Source organism: Desulfatiglans parachlorophenolica, from assembly GCF_055394735.1.
Genome location: NZ_AP042460.1, coordinates 946,578 through 965,299, shown reverse-complemented (window position 1 = coordinate 965,299; position 18,722 = coordinate 946,578). Strand labels below are relative to the sequence as shown.

At 55.9% G+C, this 18,722-nt stretch carries 20 protein-coding genes and 1 pseudogene; 1 reads left to right on the top strand and 20 read right to left on the bottom strand.

What is annotated here, in order from left to right; all coding sequences use genetic code 11:
- Positions 1-37 precede the first annotated feature (37 nt).
- The 10 genes and pseudogenes from ACZ500_RS04435 to ACZ500_RS04390 all read right to left on the bottom strand — a co-directional run bounded on the left by ACZ500_RS04435 (position 38) and on the right by ACZ500_RS04390 (position 11,937).
- Positions 38-2,017, bottom strand: coding sequence for a hybrid sensor histidine kinase/response regulator (locus tag ACZ500_RS04435; RefSeq protein WP_464231324.1), 1,980 nt, complete (start codon positions 2,015-2,017; stop codon positions 38-40).
- A 794-nt stretch (positions 2,018-2,811) separates the two neighbouring features.
- Positions 2,812-4,665, bottom strand: coding sequence for a heavy metal translocating P-type ATPase (locus tag ACZ500_RS04430; RefSeq protein ID WP_464231323.1), 1,854 nt, complete (start codon positions 4,663-4,665; stop codon positions 2,812-2,814).
- Positions 4,666-4,769: 104 nt separating this feature from the next.
- Positions 4,770-5,108, bottom strand: a pseudogene (locus ACZ500_RS04425) (YnfA family protein).
- Positions 5,109-5,196: 88 nt separating this feature from the next.
- Positions 5,197-5,676, bottom strand: coding sequence for a hypothetical protein (locus ACZ500_RS04420; protein WP_464231322.1), 480 nt, complete (start codon positions 5,674-5,676; stop codon positions 5,197-5,199).
- 19 nt (positions 5,677-5,695) lie between these two features.
- Positions 5,696-7,003: a vWA domain-containing protein gene (locus tag ACZ500_RS04415; protein WP_464231321.1), complete on the bottom strand. Its 1,308-nt coding sequence runs from the start codon at positions 7,001-7,003 to the stop codon at positions 5,696-5,698.
- Complete coding sequence (locus ACZ500_RS04410) at positions 7,000-7,983, bottom strand: MoxR family ATPase (RefSeq protein WP_464231320.1); 984 nt, start codon at positions 7,981-7,983, stop codon at positions 7,000-7,002. The genes ACZ500_RS04415 and ACZ500_RS04410 overlap by 4 nt, the downstream gene beginning before the upstream one ends.
- A 537-nt stretch (positions 7,984-8,520) precedes the next feature.
- A complete protein-coding gene (locus tag ACZ500_RS04405; protein WP_464231319.1) occupies positions 8,521-8,784 on the bottom strand; it encodes a nickel-binding protein in 264 nt (87 codons plus the stop codon).
- A gap of 275 nt (positions 8,785-9,059) precedes the next feature.
- Complete coding sequence (feoB, locus tag ACZ500_RS04400; protein ID WP_464231318.1) at positions 9,060-11,252, bottom strand: ferrous iron transport protein B; 2,193 nt, start codon at positions 11,250-11,252, stop codon at positions 9,060-9,062.
- 4 nt (positions 11,253-11,256) lie between these two features.
- Positions 11,257-11,490 (bottom strand): FeoA family protein, encoded by a 234-nt coding sequence (locus ACZ500_RS04395; RefSeq protein WP_464231317.1) that lies wholly within the window; start codon positions 11,488-11,490, stop codon positions 11,257-11,259.
- 147 nt (positions 11,491-11,637) lie between these two features.
- Positions 11,638-11,937 (bottom strand): hypothetical protein, encoded by a 300-nt coding sequence (locus ACZ500_RS04390; RefSeq protein WP_464231316.1) that lies wholly within the window; start codon positions 11,935-11,937, stop codon positions 11,638-11,640.
- A gap of 138 nt (positions 11,938-12,075) precedes the next feature.
- On the opposite strand from ACZ500_RS04390, the gene ACZ500_RS04385 reads away from it, so the two are divergent.
- Positions 12,076-12,285, top strand: coding sequence for a hypothetical protein (locus ACZ500_RS04385; protein ID WP_464231315.1), 210 nt, complete (start codon positions 12,076-12,078; stop codon positions 12,283-12,285).
- Between the two features lie 91 nt (positions 12,286-12,376).
- Here ACZ500_RS04385 and ACZ500_RS04380 read toward each other — a convergent pair whose 3' ends face one another.
- The 10 genes from ACZ500_RS04380 to ACZ500_RS04335 all read right to left on the bottom strand — a co-directional run bounded on the left by ACZ500_RS04380 (position 12,377) and on the right by ACZ500_RS04335 (position 18,307).
- Positions 12,377-12,685, bottom strand: a complete 309-nt coding sequence (locus ACZ500_RS04380; protein ID WP_464231314.1) for an isoamylase early set domain-containing protein — start codon at positions 12,683-12,685, stop codon at positions 12,377-12,379.
- 193 nt (positions 12,686-12,878) lie between these two features.
- Positions 12,879-13,097: a FeoA family protein gene (locus ACZ500_RS04375; protein ID WP_464231313.1), complete on the bottom strand. Its 219-nt coding sequence runs from the start codon at positions 13,095-13,097 to the stop codon at positions 12,879-12,881.
- A gap of 82 nt (positions 13,098-13,179) precedes the next feature.
- Positions 13,180-13,383, bottom strand: a complete 204-nt coding sequence (locus ACZ500_RS04370; protein WP_464231312.1) for a hypothetical protein — start codon at positions 13,381-13,383, stop codon at positions 13,180-13,182.
- A gap of 13 nt (positions 13,384-13,396) precedes the next feature.
- Positions 13,397-14,116: a FeoA family protein gene (locus tag ACZ500_RS04365; RefSeq protein ID WP_464231311.1), complete on the bottom strand. Its 720-nt coding sequence runs from the start codon at positions 14,114-14,116 to the stop codon at positions 13,397-13,399.
- 53 nt (positions 14,117-14,169) lie between these two features.
- Positions 14,170-16,299: a heavy metal translocating P-type ATPase gene (locus tag ACZ500_RS04360; protein WP_464231310.1), complete on the bottom strand. Its 2,130-nt coding sequence runs from the start codon at positions 16,297-16,299 to the stop codon at positions 14,170-14,172.
- A gap of 357 nt (positions 16,300-16,656) precedes the next feature.
- Complete coding sequence (locus ACZ500_RS04355) at positions 16,657-16,803, bottom strand: hypothetical protein (RefSeq protein ID WP_464231309.1); 147 nt, start codon at positions 16,801-16,803, stop codon at positions 16,657-16,659.
- Positions 16,804-16,807: 4 nt separating this feature from the next.
- Entirely contained in the window at positions 16,808-17,011 is a 204-nt protein-coding gene (locus ACZ500_RS04350; protein WP_464231308.1) for a hypothetical protein, read from the bottom strand.
- Between the two features lie 10 nt (positions 17,012-17,021).
- Positions 17,022-17,390: a YtxH domain-containing protein gene (locus tag ACZ500_RS04345; protein WP_464231307.1), complete on the bottom strand. Its 369-nt coding sequence runs from the start codon at positions 17,388-17,390 to the stop codon at positions 17,022-17,024.
- Between the two features lie 167 nt (positions 17,391-17,557).
- Positions 17,558-17,965, bottom strand: a complete 408-nt coding sequence (locus ACZ500_RS04340; RefSeq protein ID WP_464231306.1) for a hypothetical protein — start codon at positions 17,963-17,965, stop codon at positions 17,558-17,560.
- A 42-nt stretch (positions 17,966-18,007) separates the two neighbouring features.
- Complete coding sequence (locus ACZ500_RS04335) at positions 18,008-18,307, bottom strand: hypothetical protein (RefSeq protein ID WP_464231305.1); 300 nt, start codon at positions 18,305-18,307, stop codon at positions 18,008-18,010.
- Positions 18,308-18,722: the final 415 nt, after the last annotated feature.

Sequence of the window (18,722 nt, the reverse complement as noted above, 5' to 3'; positions counted from 1 at the left end):
CTTGATGCAACATCATGGGAACCCATGTCCGGCCGGTTTATGGGGAATCGCGGCATTCATCCAGAATAGTCCGGACATGTAGGGAGAGCTCTTCGATGGAGAAAGGCTTTTGGATGACCCTGCTTCGCCCTGCCTGTACAATATGCTTCGTCCGATCGCTGGCGCCATACCCGGTAGAAAGCATTACAAGGATGTTCGGTCTGATTTCGCGGAGACAATTGAACGTCCTGCCCCCGTCCATGCCTGGCATAATGAAATCGAGGATAACGAGATCGATGTCCTTTCCCATAGTTTTTACCGTCTCAACAGCCTCTTCTCCACTCCTGGCCGTCACAACCGCATAGCCCAGGTGTTCCAGCATGGTTTGGGCCACATCGAGGACGATCTCCTCATCATCCACCAGGAGGATGGTTTCAGAACCCCGTTTCATCTCTGTCTTTTCAGAATCAACATGAACTGCCTTCGCATTGGATGCAGGGAGAAAAACCGTAAAGGCGCTCCCGTCGCAGGGTTCACTTTGGACCGTAATCACGCCGCCGTGGTTTTTGATGATACCGTAAGCGGAGGCGAGGCCCAAACCTGTCCCCCGGCCCTTCTCCTTGGTGGTATAAAAGGGGTCGAAGACCCGCTTGAGGGTGACTTCGTCCATGCCCACTCCGGTATCCCTGACGGTAACCGTCACATAGGGGCCGTGGGGTGTCTGATAGAGATCGCAAAAGTGGTCGTCCGGCGCAATGACTCGGGCATCCAAAAACAACTCGCCGCCCTCTGGCATGGCCTGCCAGGCATTGATGTACAGATTCAAAAGGACCTGTTCTATCTGATTGGCATCGGCTTCTATCACCATGGGGACATCATCCAATCGGGTATGTATCTGGAGTTCCTTTTTGGTCCGCCCGAACATGCTCGCAGTATTTTGAACCAGGTCCTTCATATCGACATGTTTCAACTCATATTTGCCTCCTCGGGCGAAACCCAACAGCTCATAGGTAAGTCTCTTTGCACTTCCTATGTGCGTCTCAATCACACGGATATGTTCCTGAGCGGGGTGGATCGCGGGCAGGTCAACGGAAATGAGCGATATGCGTCCCTGAATTCCCATCAGGAGGTTGTTGAAATCGTGGGCGACGCCGCCGGCCAGGGTGCCGACGGCCTCCAGTTTCTGCGACTCCAGGAGTCGTGCCTCCAGCTCCTTGCGCCTGGTGATATCCACCACGCAGCACAGGAGATAAGACGGCTTTCCTTTGGCATCGTGGATCACATTGACATCCAGAATTGCATGTACCACATGTCCTTGCTTGTGCACAAATCGCTCTTCCAGATGGAAATGAGCCCTCTTGTCGTGAATGAGTCCTTCTCCCTTTTGTAGCGTTTCCTCTACCATATCGGGATGGATGATGTCGCGCACGTTTCGGCCGACGAGATCCTCCTCGAGTGACCCTAACATCCGGCAATAGGCCGTATTGGCACTGAGAATGGTAAGACCGAGCGAGACCCTCGCCACCCCGACGCTCATTCCCTGGTAGATGCTTCGGTACAGGGCCTCCTTTTCCCGAATCTCCTCTTCTGCCTGTTTTCGCTTGGAAATATCGGTGAATACAAACTCAAAGTGTTTGGGTTGTTCCTTCCTGTCCAGATGAACAAATCCGCTCCCGATGACCACAGGCCATCGACGGTCTCGGGCTTTGCAGCAAAGCGTCGTCTCAAGGTTTTCGATCTTTCCGGTTGACAACAGCACCTTGAGCAATTGATCCAGGACAGTGGGATCGCCAAAGATGCTCTCTATGGGAATACCTCTCATATCCTTCTCCGAAAGGTATCCAAGCAGGCCAACGGCGGCCGGATTGGCCTCGATCAACCGCAATTCACGGTTGAAAACCACAATGGCGTCACGGGTGCTCTCAAAGAAATTGTGGTACTCCTGTTCCCGTTCAACCACTGCCGCATAGTTCCGTTTCAATGAATCGTTTTCGGCCCTCAAGGCCTCGATCAGCTCCATCATCTGCAAGGGGTTCATTGAATATCCCTCTCGTGCCGAGACCTTGGCCGTGTGCCTGCACTGACAATCCGCTATGCGAGGCCTCTCTTCAGATATGACCCCATTTCTGCCCCGGCGAACCCCTCCTTCGTCCTCGGCAATTCCCTCCTCTTCTGGATTCCCCCCATTGAGCCGGGTGCAATCGCCCTCGCCGACCGGCTCGGGCCTTCTGTTCATCGGCATACCCTGTTTCCTCCATGAACGGCACCTTCAGTCTTTTCAGCATCTGATCGAATTCTCCTTTCCGAACTCCTGAATCCTGCCTTTGCCTCTTGAACAAAAGAAATTGGCCAAAACCGAGAGTGCAGCAAGTGGTTCTGTTCATCGGGAGGGCACGTGATCGGCCGGCGGATAAACCGGTAGAAAGCCGGACCGGATGCCCCAAACCGCAAAAGGACAGAAAGGCCCGGCTCCGTGACCATAACCAATATCGTCCCATTAGCGTTGCGATGAGAAGGAGTATCCCCCCCAAAAAAAAGACGCAACCTGGCCGCTCATCCTCCAGAGAATTGCGTCTTCACTTCTTTCGCGCCTGAAAAAGGCCGAAAAACGTAAGGTGCACCTATTTAAATTTTAGGGCGCTAATCTATTTTCGAGTAGCTAATTATACCGCGAAATCGGGTTTGTCAAGCTTTTTCGGCACTAGGTGCAATTTTAAGCTCAACCTATTGTTATCAAGGCTAAATCATATACTGGAACCACGCAGCGGTTTTGTTCCGCGTTTCCATGAGGGAAGTTCTGGACCAACCCATTTGACTATTGTGAGGCGTTTGTCAGATGTTGACGATTTTGTCTTCGTCACGGACCAGCCGAGCGGAGTTGAGCACCACCAACACAGAGCTGATGTGGTGAAACAGGGCAGCGAGCCACGGACTCAGGAATCCCGCAGTGGCCAGGGCAATGCCCACGGTGTTGAAGCCGATGGCCCAGGCGTAGTTCTCCCGGATGATGCGAATGAGCTTCTTACCCTTGTGGATGATGGTCAGAAGGCTGGATACATCGTCCCTCAGTACGATGATATCGGAGGACTTTATGGCGAGGTCGGCCTTGGCGCGCCCCAAGGAAATACCCACATCCGCCTCGGCCAGCGATGTGGCATCATTGATCCCATCGCCCACCATCACCGTGACTCCTCGAGCGCTCAATTCCCTCACCAGTGTGGTCTTGTCCGCGGGCAGCAGGCCCCATCGGTGTTCATCTGCGCCTACGAGTTCGGACACCCGGCGGGCCTCGGCCTCTTCCTGATCGCCTGTGGCCAGAACGACCTTTTGTATTCCCATGCGTCTAAGTGCCGGACCAAGGCCCCGGGCCGAGTCCCGAAGCTCATCCTGGATGGCCAGGACACCCGCAACCTTTTTATCCAAGCCAATCCATATGGCACGCCCTTGCATCCGGATGTCCGAAGGTACAGCTATTCCCATGGCCTTCAGGGTCTCGGCCTGACCCATGACGACCTCACGACCGCCAATGGATCCCTTTACACCCAGGCCCGAGAGGTATTGGGCGCCTTCCACTCTCAACGGTGGGATGTTCCTTTCCGAGGCATACGCGACAATGGCGCCGGCGATAGGGTGGGTGAACACGGATTCAACGGAGGCTGCCGTCTGAAGCAGTTCGTCTTGGGGAATGCCATAGGACTTGATTTCTCCGACCTTAGGGTTGGCCGAGGTGATTGTTCCGGTCTTGTCCAGAACCACATAAGATGCCCGGCCCGCGAGTTCCAGGGGTGTTCCTCCGCGAACCAGGATGCCGCGGCCGCTCAGACCACCGATGGCCGAGGCAAAGGCCGTGGGCACGGACAGGGCCCACGCACAAGGGCATGCCACAGCCGTAACCGCAGCCATTCGCACAAGGCCTGTGATAAAATCCCCGGTCAGGCCCCCGGCAAAAAGGAACACGCCCACGGCATACAAAACGACAGCGGAAATGAAGACCTGAACAATTCTGTCCGCGGTCTGGTGCATTTTGGGCTTGATGCCCAGCGATGCCTCGATCTCTTTGGCCATGACATACAGGAAACCCTTGTCACCCGCCTTTGCGACCTTCACCTTGAGTGGCGACGTCAGGGTAACGGATCCGGACGTAACCGGGTCCCCGGGACTTTTGAAAACGGGAAAAGGCTCGCCCGTAATGACCGATTCGTCAACAGAAGAAGACCCCTCCGCGATCTCCCCATCTACCGGTATCATCTCCCCTTGCGGGACAATGGCCAGATCCCCGGGGCGGACATCTTCAACGGACAACTCCATGAGCGTTTCGTTTCTCACCACCCGGACTATCTTATCCTTGCTCTTTGTCAGGCCCTCGATTTTCCGCCTTGTTCTTTCAATGATGGTAAATGATATGGCAAGGCCCATGCTGATGAACCACGCTACCAGCGCCCCGCTGAGCGGCTGCCCGGCCAGGAAGGAGACCACCATGACCGTTACGACCAGAAGATCCGCGGTTACCCGCCGGGTTCGGAAAAGCGAAAGGACGAGCGCCTTCATGTACATGGCAAAACAGACGGCATAGGAGAGGAGGCCAAACCACTGGAGAACGGCAAAGCCCGTCCACCCGTGGCAGGCAAGACAGAGCACCGCCACCAGCGCCACCACACCCCTGATCAGGAACGTTTTTGCAGACATAACGCCTCTGTTTCTTCACTGCGGCATTCAGCATTCCCCGTATGCCGTCTCGTGCTGCAATCACCGGCCTGTGAAGAATTGGAAATCGCCACCTGAGTGACGGTCTAATCCCTTGGCCAGTCCATCATCATCCCGACACCCGCAAGCGCCACAATACCCCCGAGAATATCGAAGCGATCCGGCGCTATCCCGTCGATTTTCCATCCTCATAGAATCGAAAACGCGATGAACACACCGCCATACGCTGCGTAGACGCGTCCAAAATGAGCCGGCTGGAGAGTTGGCACCACCCCGTACAGCACAAGAATGATCGCCCCGAGACCCGCCCAGGCGATGGATTTTCCCTCTCGCAACCACAGCCAGACGAGGTACCCTCCTCCGATCTCGAACAGGCCCGCCAAAAGAAAGCAGCCGACGGATTTCGTCATGCTTATCGCGTCCATTGTCGCACCTTTTGTGCAATGCTCGGATCATTCGGGGCAGGGTATCCAATACGGTGGAAGATAGGAAATCCACCACTCAAATTCTGGGTCAAGGGCAAAATGGGGCCATGCCGCCAAAGCAGTTCAGGAGCTTTTCCGCCAGCACGACCGGCGCGATTTCCCGCTTTGTTTCCGGGCTCATCCCCAGTTCCCCCCTGATTTCAAAGGCGGTGTTTCGGTAAGCGGTCACCAATGCTTCTTCATAAGAGGCCCGCAGCAGTGAAAAGGACGATTCAACTTCCGGGTATGCGTTACTTTCACGAAAGGGAAGTGTCAGCACGTTTTTGAGGCGACCGTCCTTATGGTTCGGCGTGGTTAGCTCATAATGAATATCGGGGGACCAGTCCCTTCGTTCATCGCGGCCGGGGTACACATGGCTTTGCCAGGCATCCGGCGGTTTGGCGATGGTACTGATGACGGTCACACTGGGCACTGCCAGGCTGATTTCAAAGGGTTCCAGTTCAATGGTGTAGTGCAGTTTAGGCCGCAAGTGTCCCCGCTTTTTGATAATCTCCCACTGAATGTTCATATCGTTCTCCCACCAAATGTCATCTGATTTCGATCACTTCTCCAAAGGGAGGGGTTGTGTCTCCCTGGCCCGTGTGGGCCCACAGGACGGGAAAGTCGGGTTTCTCCGGGAAACGATTGCAGGCCAGGTCCGTCAGATAGATCATGTATCGCGGTTGCAGACCCTGCTCGCGGACCCATTGAAACGCCGGGCGGAAATCGGTGCCACCGCCACCCTTGTATGTCAGCCTAAATGGCAGATCCATTCGATGCAGTTTCCGGATTTCGGTCACCCGCGTGTCACAAAACAGGAGGTGAACGGTCATGGCACAATCGCTGACAATGGCCCCCAGTTCCGCGGTAAACTGCGCCAACTCCCGGTCTGAGACGCTGCCCGAGGTATCCACCGCCACGACGGCATCAGGCAGCTCTTCGCTGCGCATGGACGGCAAATACAGCCCCCGGTGGAGGTAACGCCTGTTGGGCGGCATCAGGGCATAATCGTTTCGCGCACTTGCATCGATGAACCGTCCCAGAAGCCTTCGCCAGTCAAGCTTCGGGCTCAACGCGCCATCGATCATTCTTGCCAGGGAGGCGGGCAGATCCCCCATGGATTTTGCCTGCATCGCTGCCTGGGCCAGGGCGATCTTCCACTGGTTCTCCACGTCCTCGGCAGCCTCTATGTTTCCCCCGGGGCTGTCCGTTTCGGGGGGATCGCGTATCTCACCGCAGCTTTCGAACTCCCCGGCGGTCCCTTGACACCTGTGGTCCTTCTTTGTGGCGTTTTTCACACGGGTGTCGAGTGATTTGGTCTTCTCACCCGCTTCATCACCGTCTCGGTCTTCCCCCTGATCCCCTGAATCGGCTTCGTGGGCCGCGGTTTTCGAACCCTCATGGGGTTCTTTCGCCCCCTCTCTTTGCTCCCACTTGGAATCGTTGTTTTGGGCAGATAGAAGGCCAAAAATCTCATCCGCTGTCTTGCCCCGCCATTCGGATTTGTCCAGGTAACCGTCCGGCAGGGTTAAACCCGCTTCCAGAAGGATCCAGTTAATAGCGTAATCACAGGCCGCATTCCACTGATCAGGGTCCCGGTCCCTTCGACGACGGTAATGCCCGCAGACGCCATGCATCACCAGGTGGCCCAGAAGGCCTTTCAGTTTATCCCGGGGCAAAACGCCCACATAAGCGGGATTGTAAGCCAGCGCACGGCCGTCGGACCAGGCGGTTTGGCACGATGGATCCGCTTTCAGGGGCATGCGAAGGGACAGGGACCCGAAAAACGGGTGATCCAGCAACAACAGGGATCTGCACTTCACCATTTTCAAGTGCGCTTCCATATGAGGGCTCATAAAAGCACATCCGAATAAGCGGTGGCCCATTCGTTAAAGGCCTCGGTATGGACCACTTCCCTGTCAGCCTTAATGGCGTCCCTCACCAGAAGGACACTGAATTCCGGGGGCAGCCGTTTGGCGTAGGTGACCATTTGAGACATGTTATGGGGCGCGGCTTTTCCCGCCAGCGCCTCACATACCGCGTACAGGATCGCGGGATCATCGGGGATTTCCGCGGTTTCCGGCCGGATCAAAAGGGCATCCAGGTCCGGCAGTTCGTGGAACAGGCGCTGGAACCCCGCAAATTCGGCTGCAGCCCCTTCCCCGACGGTCCCTGACAGCAGTTCATAATCGGCCGACACGGATGAATCGAACGAAAGGATGCCGGAGACAAATTCCCACGACCGGGGCGTTGGAAACGCCTTTTCTTCCTTCAGGGGGTCGAAGGCATGCAGCAGATTGGGCCGGAAGCGTATAAAGGCGATGACTTCCGGGGCCATCCGGCTTTCCGCGGCCCACGCGCACCAATCCTCCAGATCCACTTGAAAATTGAGATGTACGAATCGGTTGGCCAGGGCCGACGGCATCCGGTGGGTCACCGCCCGATCGGTTTCCCGGTTGCCGGCGGCCACGATGCACCATCCGTCGGGCAGACGATAGTTGCCCAGACGCCGGTCCAGCACCAACTGGTAACAGGCCGCCTGTACCAAAGGCGGCGCCGCGTTCAGTTCATCCAGAAACAAAATCCCTCTTCCTTCCACGGGAAGAAAGTCGGGCGGGCACCAGGATGCGCGGCCGGTGTCATCGATATATGGCAGTCCTCTCAGGTCCACCGGATCCAGAAGGACGGCGCGAATATCTCTCAATTCATACCCCTGCCCCTCTGCCACCTGGGCCACCACCTGGCTTTTTCCCACGCCCGGAGCACCCCAGATAAACACGGGCTGATTGATCTTGAGCAACCGGTTCAGGGTCTCCTTAATTCTGGAAGGTTTCATATGTTGCCTCTTCTATACGGACCGCTGGAAGCACGTTGTCATGAATAAGAATTTCTAATATCAATAGATGGATCTAATATATTTGTCAATTCTACTTGTCAAGGCGAAAAAAGCGCATCCTTGGAATTCTATGGGTGTTTTGCATCATATCAAGTTACGCCGTCACTTGCTTCACGCCGCCACACGGCCGGCGCACGTGAGAGACCCGCTGACGGGCCTACCGGTGGTCATTTCCACTTCTTTTAACTTTCTACGAAAGCTAGAAACTCCTATCTGAAAGCCCAAAAAAAAATTCCTTCACAATGATATCTTCCGGACCATGCCCTCTCCAGTGACCAGTCCCCGTTCATTGAGGGTCTTGAGTATGTCGCTCACTGCAGGGATTTTGACCGCGAGCTGCCTGACAACATCTTTCTCCCGGATCACGCTTCTCGTTATCCAGGTTCCAAAGAGACGGGCATGTTTCACTACAGCCCGTTTTGCTTTCCAGCGGGTGCGGCAAAAGATGCCGCACCCCGTAAAGCCTGCCGCTCCGTATCAAAGAACTTTTTCTACTGCTACGATAGCGTCATAGGTCCCGCCGGCACCGTCAATGAAGCTTTTCACTGCCTCGGCGTTCGGCGCTTCCCAATCGCAAATGCCTACGCCCTCTTCATTCACCCAGAGCCCGTTGAACTTGACCTCCGGGTTTTCTTTCAAATATTTCCCCATTGCTGCACCAACTTGTTGTTTAAACTCATCTGTAAGAGCAGATGGGGGAAGTTTCCCATTATTGTATCTTAGTACGAGAACCTTTGCCATTTTCTAATCCCTCCGTTCTTGTGATTATCATTATCTCCTTTGTATCCTTATCCAAGGCGGCTTAGAACCGCAACCCGCAATCCGAAAAACCACCGGAACCAAAAACCTTGGAAAGCCGCATTGGATGAGGATCTCCAGACCTACCCAAAAATCTTCCTGTTTTTGGTGTGCTCATATGTCGTGCCATTCTGGAAGCTGACAAAAAAATCTCCCGGTTTCACGGCGTTATGGATCTTCTTGAGCAAGGCATCCAGTTCCCATCCCTGGCCGAACCTTTAGAAGAACCGCATGCCCACCTGGTAGACGACGATGGCCAGGGTGAAGGCAAACGCCATGGACCCAAAAACGGAGAAAAGCGCCCACCGGATTCCCGCCTCCCGAATGATCATCGCGACCGTAACCATGCACGGGGCATACAGCAGCATGAACAGCATCATCGCAATAACGCCGGGCATAGTCCAGTTGGGATCGGCCGCGATTCGCCGGCTGAGGCTTTGGGCCTCCTCCGTATCCACATCCCCCATGGAATAGGCAGTGGAAAGGGTGGACACAAACACCTCTTTGGCCGCAAAGGCGCCGATCAGGGCGATATTGGACTGCCAGGGAAAACCGGCGTACCGGGTGACGGATTCCAGTGCATCGCCAAGCCGGCCGGCCATGGAGTACCGAAGCGCCGCCTCACCCTCATCATTCGCAATCTCCGCAAGGGTTTTCTGGAGGGCCGTTTCCCCTTCAGCGGCTGAGAAGTTTTTGTCCGCAGTCTGCCGGGCGATCTCCGTTTTGGCCGATGCTTCGAGCGACTCGAAATGCTCCGCCTGTTCTGCCGGCAGTTGTGGAAAGGTCATGAGCACCCACATGAGGATAGAAATCCCCAGAATGACGGTTCCCGCTTTCTTGATGTACTGCCAAACCCGGTCCCAGGTGTGAATGACCACATTGCGAAGGGTAGGCAACCGGTAGGGCGGCAACTCCATGACAAAGGGCGTTGAAGGACCGCGAATGACGGTGCTTCGAAGGATTCTGGAGACCACCAGCACGAAAAACCAGGAAGCCATCACCACGGCGAACATGGCTGTAGTAGGGTGGGTAGGGAAAAAGGCTGCAATGAGCATTACATAGGCCGTTGTCTTGGCGCCGCACACCGTAAAGGGGGCCGTGAAGATGGTGGCCAGCCGTTCACGGGGGCTTCTGAGGGTCCGGGCCGCCATGACGCCCGGCACGGCGCACCCGCCGGGCAGCCCGCCGGAAATGATCAGGGGCATAACCGAGGCGCCGTGGAGTCCGAAGATCTTGAACACCTTGTCCGCCATGTAGGCCACCCGGGCCATGTAGCCCAGGTCTTCGAGAAAAACCAGGAGAGAAAACATGATCAAAATGAGCGGCGTAAAGCTCAACACCGCGCCTACGCCATCGATAATGCCGGATACCACCAGGGATTGCACCATCCCTTCGGGAATCAGCCAAGTCCCAAGGTCGCCCAGAAGGCCGAATCCCGCTTCCACCCACCCCTGCGGATAGGCGCCGATGTTGAAGGTGACATAAAACAGTACCAGCAGAACGCCCACCATGATGATGGGACCCATGATCGTATGGGTCAGGATCCGGTCGGCCTTGTCCGATGCATCCAGGGAAAGCTCACTTGTCCTTGAAACCACGCCCTGATTCAAGATGGAGTTGATGAAGGCATACCGGCAATCTGCGATGATTGCCTCCGGATACATCCCCTTTCCCTTTTCCAGGCGTTCGGTCACCTGGTTCACGTAGGTTTCCAGCTCCGCGCCAAGGGGGCCGGCCTTTTCCCCTGCTTTGAGGATTTGTTCATCCTGTTCCAGGTATTTTACAGCCAGCCATCTGGCATTGTACCGGTCGGTCATGAAACCCGTCGCTTCGATGCGGCGGGTCAATTCCTCCACAGCCGGGTCCAGGTCCGGTCCGTAGGAAATCTTGAGCGGAGACCATTTCCCCCTTGTTTTTTCAGCAACGCTTTTGACCGCTTTCATCAGTTTGTCTTTACCCTCACCGATGCGCGCCACACACTCTATCACCGGGACCTTCAGCAGCGTTGCCAGCTTTTCGGTGTCGATCCGAATGCCCTTCTTCCGGACCTGATCCATCATATTCAACCCCAGCACCAACGGCACACCGATTTCAATAAGCTGAACCACAAGGTAAAGACTTCGCTCCAGGGCCGTAGCATCCATCATATTGATAGCCACATCCGGACGTTCATCCACAATCACGTCCCGGGCGACCACCTCTTCCATGGAATAGGCTGAGAGGGAATAGGTGCCGGGCAGGTCCACCAGCCTGAACCGGGTGTCCCCCATGAGATAAGCGCCTTCCAGACGATCTACCGTGATGCCGGGATAGTTGCCCACCCGGGCCGTGGAGCCGGTGATGGCATTGAACATGGTGCTCTTGCCGCAATTGGGCTGACCCGACACGGCCACTCGAATGGTTTCACTCACAGACCTAATCCTCCGTTTCGCATTCGATATAGTCCGCTTCGCTGTTTCTTAGGGTCAGGGTAAACCCCTTCATACGCACGGCTACGGGATCCCTCAAAGGAGCCCGTCCAACGATGGTGAAATCCGTTCCAGGGACAAGGCCCATGTCTCGTATCCGCCGACCGATTTCACCGCGTGCCTTCACCGCAGAAATGCGGCCTTTCTGCTGTCTTCGCATTTTTCTCATTGGCATATGCATCGCAAGTTCTCCTCGAGGTCTTCTTTCGTCTCAAAGTATGGGTATCTTAAGGAACCACCATTGTTCTGTCAATGAATATTTGTTAGATCTGTACAACTTTTATAGGATATTCTAAAAATAGAGGGTGTTTTTTTGATTTCGGTTCTGTTATAAACTACCCAACAAGGGCAGCGACGCCCCAAAGGTCGCATGGGTATCAAGAAAGAAACATTCATGCTCAAGACAGGCATCATCATCGGCGTCCATCGGGAGGAACTTTCTCTTGGTGAAAGAACAGTCAAAGGCCTCCCGAAAAGGGGCATGGAAATCGTTCGCATCGAAAATGGAATCAGCAACCAACGCAGCCTCCACCACCTTAAGTCCGAACGACTGGCCGATCTGTACGATCTCTATAAGGGCATCGGCAAAAAGGCCCGCGGCCGGTTCAATCTGCTGCTTGACCTTCATTACGGGTACAGTGAAGGAGTGTGGAGCGCGGATATTTTTTGCGCGGAAACGGCGTGCTTGAACGCGATGGAGAACGCGCTAACTCCGTCATCAGGAAAGAACCTTCGGTTCCCCCCAAACGTCCGTCTTTTCAAGATCATGCCGAATACCGAAGCCAAACCTCTCGCCTTCGATGAACGCTTTCCGGTATGTCTTTCGTTTGTGCCGGAGACCATCCTCAACGGCAGCCACTACCATTATGTGGGGCTGGAGTTCTACCTCACCTCCAAGAGGGGGGGGTGGACCGACCACCGACTCTCACGACGTGTCATCCTCGGCGTGCAGACATGTGCGGAAATATACCTGTAAACAGAGCCACCACAATCAGGCGGCCTGGCGATCCGCTTTCACAGTTTTCGCAGGATATCCGATTTCCGATGCGTTACTCCATAAAGGATCCTTAAACGACAATGACGCAGTTGTTCTCGTCCCCATAGGGCGTTGTCACATAGTGATCAGCCCCGGAATCATTCACCCAGTCTGTACCGTTTAGAAGGTAGCGAAACTGATATTCCCTGCCTTTTTCCAGGTCAACTATTACACTGAATGCACCCCTTTTGAGCTTCACCATAGGTGTGGCACCGGTATCCCAGCCATTAAAATCACCGACGACATGGACCGTCCTGGCATGCCTGGCTTGCTTCTTATTCAGCCTGAAGGTGACTTTGCACAATGGCTTTTTCTTCATGTACTGCTTTTTCACGCTCATGAACATCTTCCTTTTCAGTCCAAGCCCATCATTCCCCATGGGAAACCCGTACATCTCATCGCAGCCTTTCTCAGGGTTCCTCCGGCGGGATTCGGATTTCGGTATCGCGACCTCTCCAGATATGATCCAGACCTGTTACGCTCACGGTGCGTATGGCGAAAGGCAAAACCATCTGTGTGTCAGTCTGTAAGGCCTATTCCACCATCATCTTCCGGGCCATGCCGCGACCGATGGCCAGGCGGGTCTCCTTGACCTTGATTATAACGGGCCCACCACCATTTCCGTTGAGCACCGTGAAACGGGCGCCCGGCACCAGCCCCATGTTGCAGAGTCTTGCCCGCAACTGCCTCCCGCCTTGAATACTCACGAGGCTCACGGGTTTTCCAGAAACCACTTCCGTCAGCGCCTGCATTGCCTTTTCATCTCCATTCACGGGACTTGAAAAAACGGCCTATTGATATCTACTAGTAATGTACTGATTTCACATGCCAACGTTAGGAGGAGCTGCAGCAATGCAGACTTCCCCGACACCCTCCTAGATCATCCCGAAAAGATTTCCCGGTACAACCCGGTTTCCAATCCGGAAATGAGTATTTTTTGCCAATATCAAGAAAATCGAGCGTTTGCGCGGAGGCGACCTGGTGGTCGCCGCACAAGCGAATGTGCAGATTGACGCCGAGATTGGTAAAAAAGACCATTTCCGGATGGAAACTAGACTTTTTCGACATAAATCGTCTTGGCCTCATTGGGGCCGAGATGGATTCGCAGGCCGTCCATGGTTTCGATGGCGAGATGATCCTGAGGCCCGTAGGCAATGCGCTTGCCCGGCTCAATATCGATGAGAACCAGGCTTGTGCCGGGGCTGATATGGAGGTTTTCCAGATACCCCTTGGCCCTGGCGCCCCCCAGGAGCTTCATAACCGAGAATTCTTTCCATTTTCCAGCAGATGTGAACTGCTTTTCTGCGCCCTCTGAAACGCCCCATATCTTGGATGCAATGCCTTCCTGAAGGTGGACATGCTTCTGTTTGTCCACTACTGCAATGTACTCCATGGGGGGCAGCAAACGAATGAGACGAATGGTGTCTCCGATCGAAAAGCCGAGGGTCTTCAGGGTATTACGAAGCACGGGGCCTCCCGTGAGGGCGTCGATCTTGCCCTGCTCCCTGGGTTCCATCTGCGACAGCGGCGTCTTGGAACCATCCGACCTCTCGATAACGACCTTGGCGCTCATACCGCCTCCCAGAATCCGATGGTTTCCGTCGGGACATGCCACGCGTACCGATCGCCGCTCAATTTCCTCCTTTGGGAATTTGACCAGCTTGCTTCCCGGTTCCAGACCGATGCGACTCAGGTCATGTGCCAGATGGCTGTTCCCTATACGCACGAGACGTAAAACGTCACCTGCATCGGCTTCTTCAAGGTTCACCATGATTATGATTCTCCGTTAAAAAGCGCGTCCGGGTTTACACCCCCCCCACTGGATCAAATCTGCGCCATTGCTCGAAGTCCTTCCAATTCCCCTTGCGGCCTCAGAGTGGTCGCGCGCAGGGCATAGGCCAGAAGTCCAATGGTGCTGCCGTTGTGAAGGATCGCTGCTCCTAATGGAGACGCCACCCCGGAGAGCGCCATGAGCAACACCACGCTGTTGATTCCCACGGTCAAACGGAAGTTGTTTCGCAGGACGCTCATGACACGCTGGGAGATCTCCCGGGCAAAGGGAAGGGTCATCAAGTCCTCCTTCAACAGGAGCACCTGGGCCGATTCTCTGGCCAGGTCCGCACCGCCGGGCATGGAAACCCCCACATCCGCTCGAATCAGGGCCGGCGCGTCGTTGACGCCATCGCCGACAAACGCAATCGAGCGGCCTTCGGCCTTGAGCCTCTCAAGGATGACGGCCTTTTCCTCGGGCAGGAGGTTCCAGTGAATCTCTGTAATGGGCAATGCCCGTTCGAGGGCCTGGGCCGCCTCTTTCTGATCGCCTGTGAGCACTACCAGATGCTGGATTCCCAGAGATTTGAGCCGGCGAAGGGCCGCATCCGCCTCGGGCCGAATCACGTCGCGAATGGCAATCAATCCGGCCAATTCGCGGTCCTTTGCAACATAAAGGGTCGATTTTCCTTCGGCATGAAGCGCCCTGGCACTTTCATCGCCCACGTTGCAGTCAATCCCCTCGTCTTCAGCCACAAAGTGACGGTTTCCCACCAACACCTCGTGGGAACCCACAAACGCGGAAACCCCATGCGCAACGATAAAATCGCATTCGCCGGCTTCAATGAACGGCACGCCCCGTTCCTTTGCCGCCGCCGCAATAGCAGAGGCCATGGGATGCTTGTAGTGCGCTTCCGCAGAAGCGGCCAGGGCCAGCACCTCCTTTTGGTTGCACCCATTGAAGGAGACAATGTCCGTCACCTCCGGAGATCCCCGGGTGAGCGTGCCGGTCTTGTCAAACACAAAGGTATCGACCTTTGAAAAGGTTTCCAACGCGGAGGCACCCTTGATCACCAGCCCCCCCTGAGCAGCCGAGTTCATGCCGGTCTTGACCGCCACGGGACTGCACAGTTTCAGGGCGCAGGAGTAATCCACGGTGAGGGCGGCCGAGGCACGCCGGATGTCTCCGGTGACGCCAAAGATAGAAAGCCCCATCCCGAAGGTCAGCGGTACCAGGCGGTTGGCCAGGGTTTCCGACTCGGTCTGCACCCGGGATTTGATCTTGAGCGATTTTTCGATGTATTGGCTGATCTTGGCTGTCGTGGATTCGGGCCCGACCCGCATGGCCCTGATCTTGATGCGACCCTCTTCGATCACCGTACCCGAAAAGACCTCGGTTCCCGACGTCGCATCCACAGGCAGGGGTTCTCCTGTGATGGAACTGGCATTGACCGCGGCGGCCCCCTCCACCACTATCCCGTCCACGGGAATGAGTTCCCCGTGCCCGCAGACGACGATATCCCCCACTTTTACGTCCTCCATGGGAAACCGTGTCTCTACGCCGTCCACTTCAATCCATACCCATTCGACCTCATGTTTATAGAGGCTCAGGAGCAGGCGGTTGGATTTGTACTCGGTGAGTTCTTGCAGATAATCCCCGAAGGTCAGCAACAGGACAATGGCGGTGGGCGAGAAGTAGTCCCGCCGCAGCAGGGTAAACGTGACAGCCCCGGCATCCAGGACCTCAACCGTGATGCCCTTGTTGAGAATGGCGTCGGCGCCCTTGACCAGGATCGGCAGCGCCGTGAACCAGGTCAGGAGCGCCCGGAGGCGCATGGGTAAGAACGGCGCAAGCACCAGTGAGATGGCCACCCGGATGGTCTTGGTCAGGTCCGGGGGATGGGAAAAATCGTACGTTTGGCAATGGATCTCCCCGGGGGGACATTCCAAGACATCGAGAATCTTCTTCCGGGTGCTGGCCCCGTCATCATAACGAACCACCACGCAGGCGGCCGGTTTGTTCAACCGAACCCTTTCCACGCCGGGAACCGCCTGCAGGAAGGCCTCCAAATAACGCGTATCCAGAAACGGATCGCATAAATACGGGCTACGAATCCGTATTCTGCCCGGTACATCGTGAACGACTTGCAGTCGGTATCTTGGTAGGTGTTCTCCCTCTGTCATGGCCTTTCATCCTGTCCCTGCCCCGTGATGATTTCAGGTTCGAGATAAGTGCTAATCCGTCTGTATCGATCCATGGGCCACTGTTTGCACAAATGACGGGAAGACGGAGCTTCCCCGAGCAAATGGGTACCCAAGCTGCAGTTCGGGAATCAGACGTCGGCTGACGGAGTTCGGGAACTTGGGAACCAGAGGCCGGCTGATGACGCTTGGGAGGAACATACTCCAACACCCTGTAACCGGGTTACCACTCCTGAAAAAGGGCAGAGGACACCCACCGGCGCTCGATTCGAGCCTTCCGTCCTCACCATACGGCCGGCGCCCTCGCCTGTCGATCGACACGTGGACGGGAAAAAACAACTATGCGTCTTTCTGTTTCACCGGCTTGTTCTCATCCCTGTCTTCCACCCCTTTTCCTCCCGCCTTCTTGCCGGACCTGTAGATCAGGTACCCGACAGCGCCGAGGATCAGCCATCCAATCGGATGGGAAAAAAGCGGCACTGGCATGATCCTACTCCTTTCTGTGTGATGAATGTCCTTTTCCATGCGGCTGATAGATATTGTAATGCCACACGCAAAACCCGACCAGGGCAATGCCGGCCCAACTGTGCAACACCCAGTTACGGCGGCCTTTTCCCAGGGCCGTCCAGGCAAGGACACCCAGGGAGACGGCCATCCCTGATTTGGTGATCTCCTTTACCGCAGCCTTATCCATGGTTCTTCGCCTATTTCTTTTCGCCTTCCTGCTGCATTTCCGCCTGAACGTCTTCAAATTTCTCCTTGATCTCCTGAATGCCTCCCTGGACCGCACCATACAGTTTGGCAACGCCCTTGATGATCCCCTTCTGCATGGATTCACTGGTCAGCAGCAGGGTGACGGCTGCGCCCAGGATGGCCCCTTTCCAGAACTGCTGGTCCCGAAAATTGAGGCCCAGAAAGGTAGAAGAAGGATATGGCTGTGCCTGGGGATAGCTTGTGGCCGCATAACCGGCGGCCGGATACCCCTCAACTTGTCCGTAGGCGTCATAAGGGAGCGGCCCCTGTCCTGCAGCCTGGTGGTAAACGCCCCCGTCATAGGCGGCAGCCAGGTTCATCGGAGCGTCCGTGGCCCCCGGGTGAACGCCAGGACCTGAATAAGCGGGATGATGATGTGCTGACATAAAATCCTTCCTTTCTTTTCTTTGCGAAAAAAACCTGACGCGTAAACTCCTTTAAGGAATCCGTGCGTAAGCATTTGATGTTCCCTCGGGATATCGAGCCATTACATTTCTTTTGAAACAAACGTCCCCTTCTTTGCGGCCCCCGAGGCCTTTGCGGAAACGGACTTTCCAACAGAATTCAACACATACCCCACACCCGTGGCCGTGGCCACCATCAGGACGAAAGACGTGAACGAGCCGAGGCGGACGGATGAAACCACGGCGGTGGCTGCGGCTGTCGCAACCCCGGCGCCGGCGCCCTTGGCAAGACTGTCCACGAAGGCCTCCTTCATGGTCATTTCGTTGTCCTGGACCTTGTGCAGGTTCGCGGCAAGGGCCGCGCTGCCGCCCACGACCGTCCCGAGGATACCCGCGGACACGTAATAGTTGGGGGCCATATAGGCGGATGGGACCGCCGCGGCATATGAAGACTGCTGAAGGGCATGGGGGTGATTGGAATGATTTGGCATGGTGAACTCCTTTCTATGTTGAGGCGAAACGCGACTTCCTGTCTATTTGGATTTCTTCTGGGTGGTTTTCTCAGCAGGCGCACTCGCCACGTCGGTATCTGAAGACTTCCTCCCGAAAAACTTGCCTAAACCCTGATGAACCGCATCGCTGTCAAGAATGAAAACCGCTACGGCGCCCAGCAGGGCCCCCTTCCAGAACTGGTCATTCCGGAGGTTGAGGCTGAACAGGCCGTTGACCATATCTGCAGTGGTGGCCTCGCCCTTGAGGAAGCGACCGACCATCTCGGCCATCTGACCGAAACGGTTCTCGTCGTGATAAATATGATGGGCTTCCGCACCCATGTAACCGCCACCTTGACCCGGTATCATGGGCCCCGTGTGAGGGCCTGTGGACGGCCCGAATCCCTGTGGGCCCGTAGCAGGCTGGCTCCAAGGTTGATACGGTGGTTGATTCTGAGCTGCCGTATAGTGGGGTGGAAACGGGGGCTGTGGCCCCTGACCAGGATAGCCCCCGGCTTGAGGCCCCATCTGCCCTGGGCCCGGGAAGGACCATGGCGCCTGACCTGGCTGGAAAAACAGTCCCGCGGAAGGTCCGGGGTTTCCCATGGTCCCCGGTGAATAGGGCGGGTTGCCAGGATGCCACGCGCCCTGCGATCCAGGCTGTCCTGCATTCATGCCCGAAGGTCCCGGGTTCATGCCGGGAGAGCCCATGGCCCCGGGATTCGCGCCTGTTGGACCCGAAGGGCCTGGGTCGCCA

Excerpts from the sequence above, each read along its gene's own strand:
- ACZ500_RS04350 (WP_464231308.1), bottom strand. The coding sequence starts at position 17,011 with ATGGATAAGGCTGCGGTAAAGGAGATCACCAAATCAGGGATGGCCGTC.
- ACZ500_RS04365 (WP_464231311.1), bottom strand. The coding sequence starts at position 14,116 with ATGGTGAACCTTGAAGAAGCCGATGCAGGTGACGTTTTACGTCTCGTG.
- ACZ500_RS04430 (WP_464231323.1), bottom strand. The coding sequence starts at position 4,665 with ATGTCTGCAAAAACGTTCCTGATCAGGGGTGTGGTGGCGCTGGTGGCG.
- ACZ500_RS04375 (WP_464231313.1), bottom strand. The coding sequence starts at position 13,097 with ATGCAGGCGCTGACGGAAGTGGTTTCTGGAAAACCCGTGAGCCTCGTG.
- ACZ500_RS04435 (WP_464231324.1), bottom strand. The coding sequence starts at position 2,017 with ATGAACCCCTTGCAGATGATGGAGCTGATCGAGGCCTTGAGGGCCGAA.
- ACZ500_RS04420 (WP_464231322.1), bottom strand. The coding sequence starts at position 5,676 with ATGAACATTCAGTGGGAGATTATCAAAAAGCGGGGACACTTGCGGCCT.
- ACZ500_RS04340 (WP_464231306.1), bottom strand. The coding sequence starts at position 17,965 with ATGCCAAATCATTCCAATCACCCCCATGCCCTTCAGCAGTCTTCATAT.
- ACZ500_RS04355 (WP_464231309.1), bottom strand. The coding sequence starts at position 16,803 with ATGCCAGTGCCGCTTTTTTCCCATCCGATTGGATGGCTGATCCTCGGC.
- ACZ500_RS04345 (WP_464231307.1), bottom strand. The coding sequence starts at position 17,390 with ATGAACCTGGCTGCCGCCTATGACGGGGGCGTTTACCACCAGGCTGCA.
- ACZ500_RS04360 (WP_464231310.1), bottom strand. The coding sequence starts at position 16,299 with ATGACAGAGGGAGAACACCTACCAAGATACCGACTGCAAGTCGTTCAC.
- ACZ500_RS04370 (WP_464231312.1), bottom strand. The coding sequence starts at position 13,383 with ATGGTCTTTTTTACCAATCTCGGCGTCAATCTGCACATTCGCTTGTGC.
- ACZ500_RS04395 (WP_464231317.1), bottom strand. The coding sequence starts at position 11,490 with ATGCATATGCCAATGAGAAAAATGCGAAGACAGCAGAAAGGCCGCATT.
- ACZ500_RS04415 (WP_464231321.1), bottom strand. The coding sequence starts at position 7,003 with ATGAGCCCTCATATGGAAGCGCACTTGAAAATGGTGAAGTGCAGATCC.
- ACZ500_RS04385 (WP_464231315.1), top strand. The coding sequence starts at position 12,076 with ATGCCGAATACCGAAGCCAAACCTCTCGCCTTCGATGAACGCTTTCCG.
- ACZ500_RS04410 (WP_464231320.1), bottom strand. The coding sequence starts at position 7,983 with ATGAAACCTTCCAGAATTAAGGAGACCCTGAACCGGTTGCTCAAGATC.
- ACZ500_RS04390 (WP_464231316.1), bottom strand. The coding sequence starts at position 11,937 with ATGAAGGTCAAGCAGCAGATTGAACCGGCCGCGGGCCTTTTTGCCGAT.
- ACZ500_RS04335 (WP_464231305.1), bottom strand. The coding sequence starts at position 18,307 with ATGGGTGCGGAAGCCCATCATATTTATCACGACGAGAACCGTTTCGGT.
- ACZ500_RS04380 (WP_464231314.1), bottom strand. The coding sequence starts at position 12,685 with ATGAGCGTGAAAAAGCAGTACATGAAGAAAAAGCCATTGTGCAAAGTC.
- ACZ500_RS04405 (WP_464231319.1), bottom strand. The coding sequence starts at position 8,784 with ATGGCAAAGGTTCTCGTACTAAGATACAATAATGGGAAACTTCCCCCA.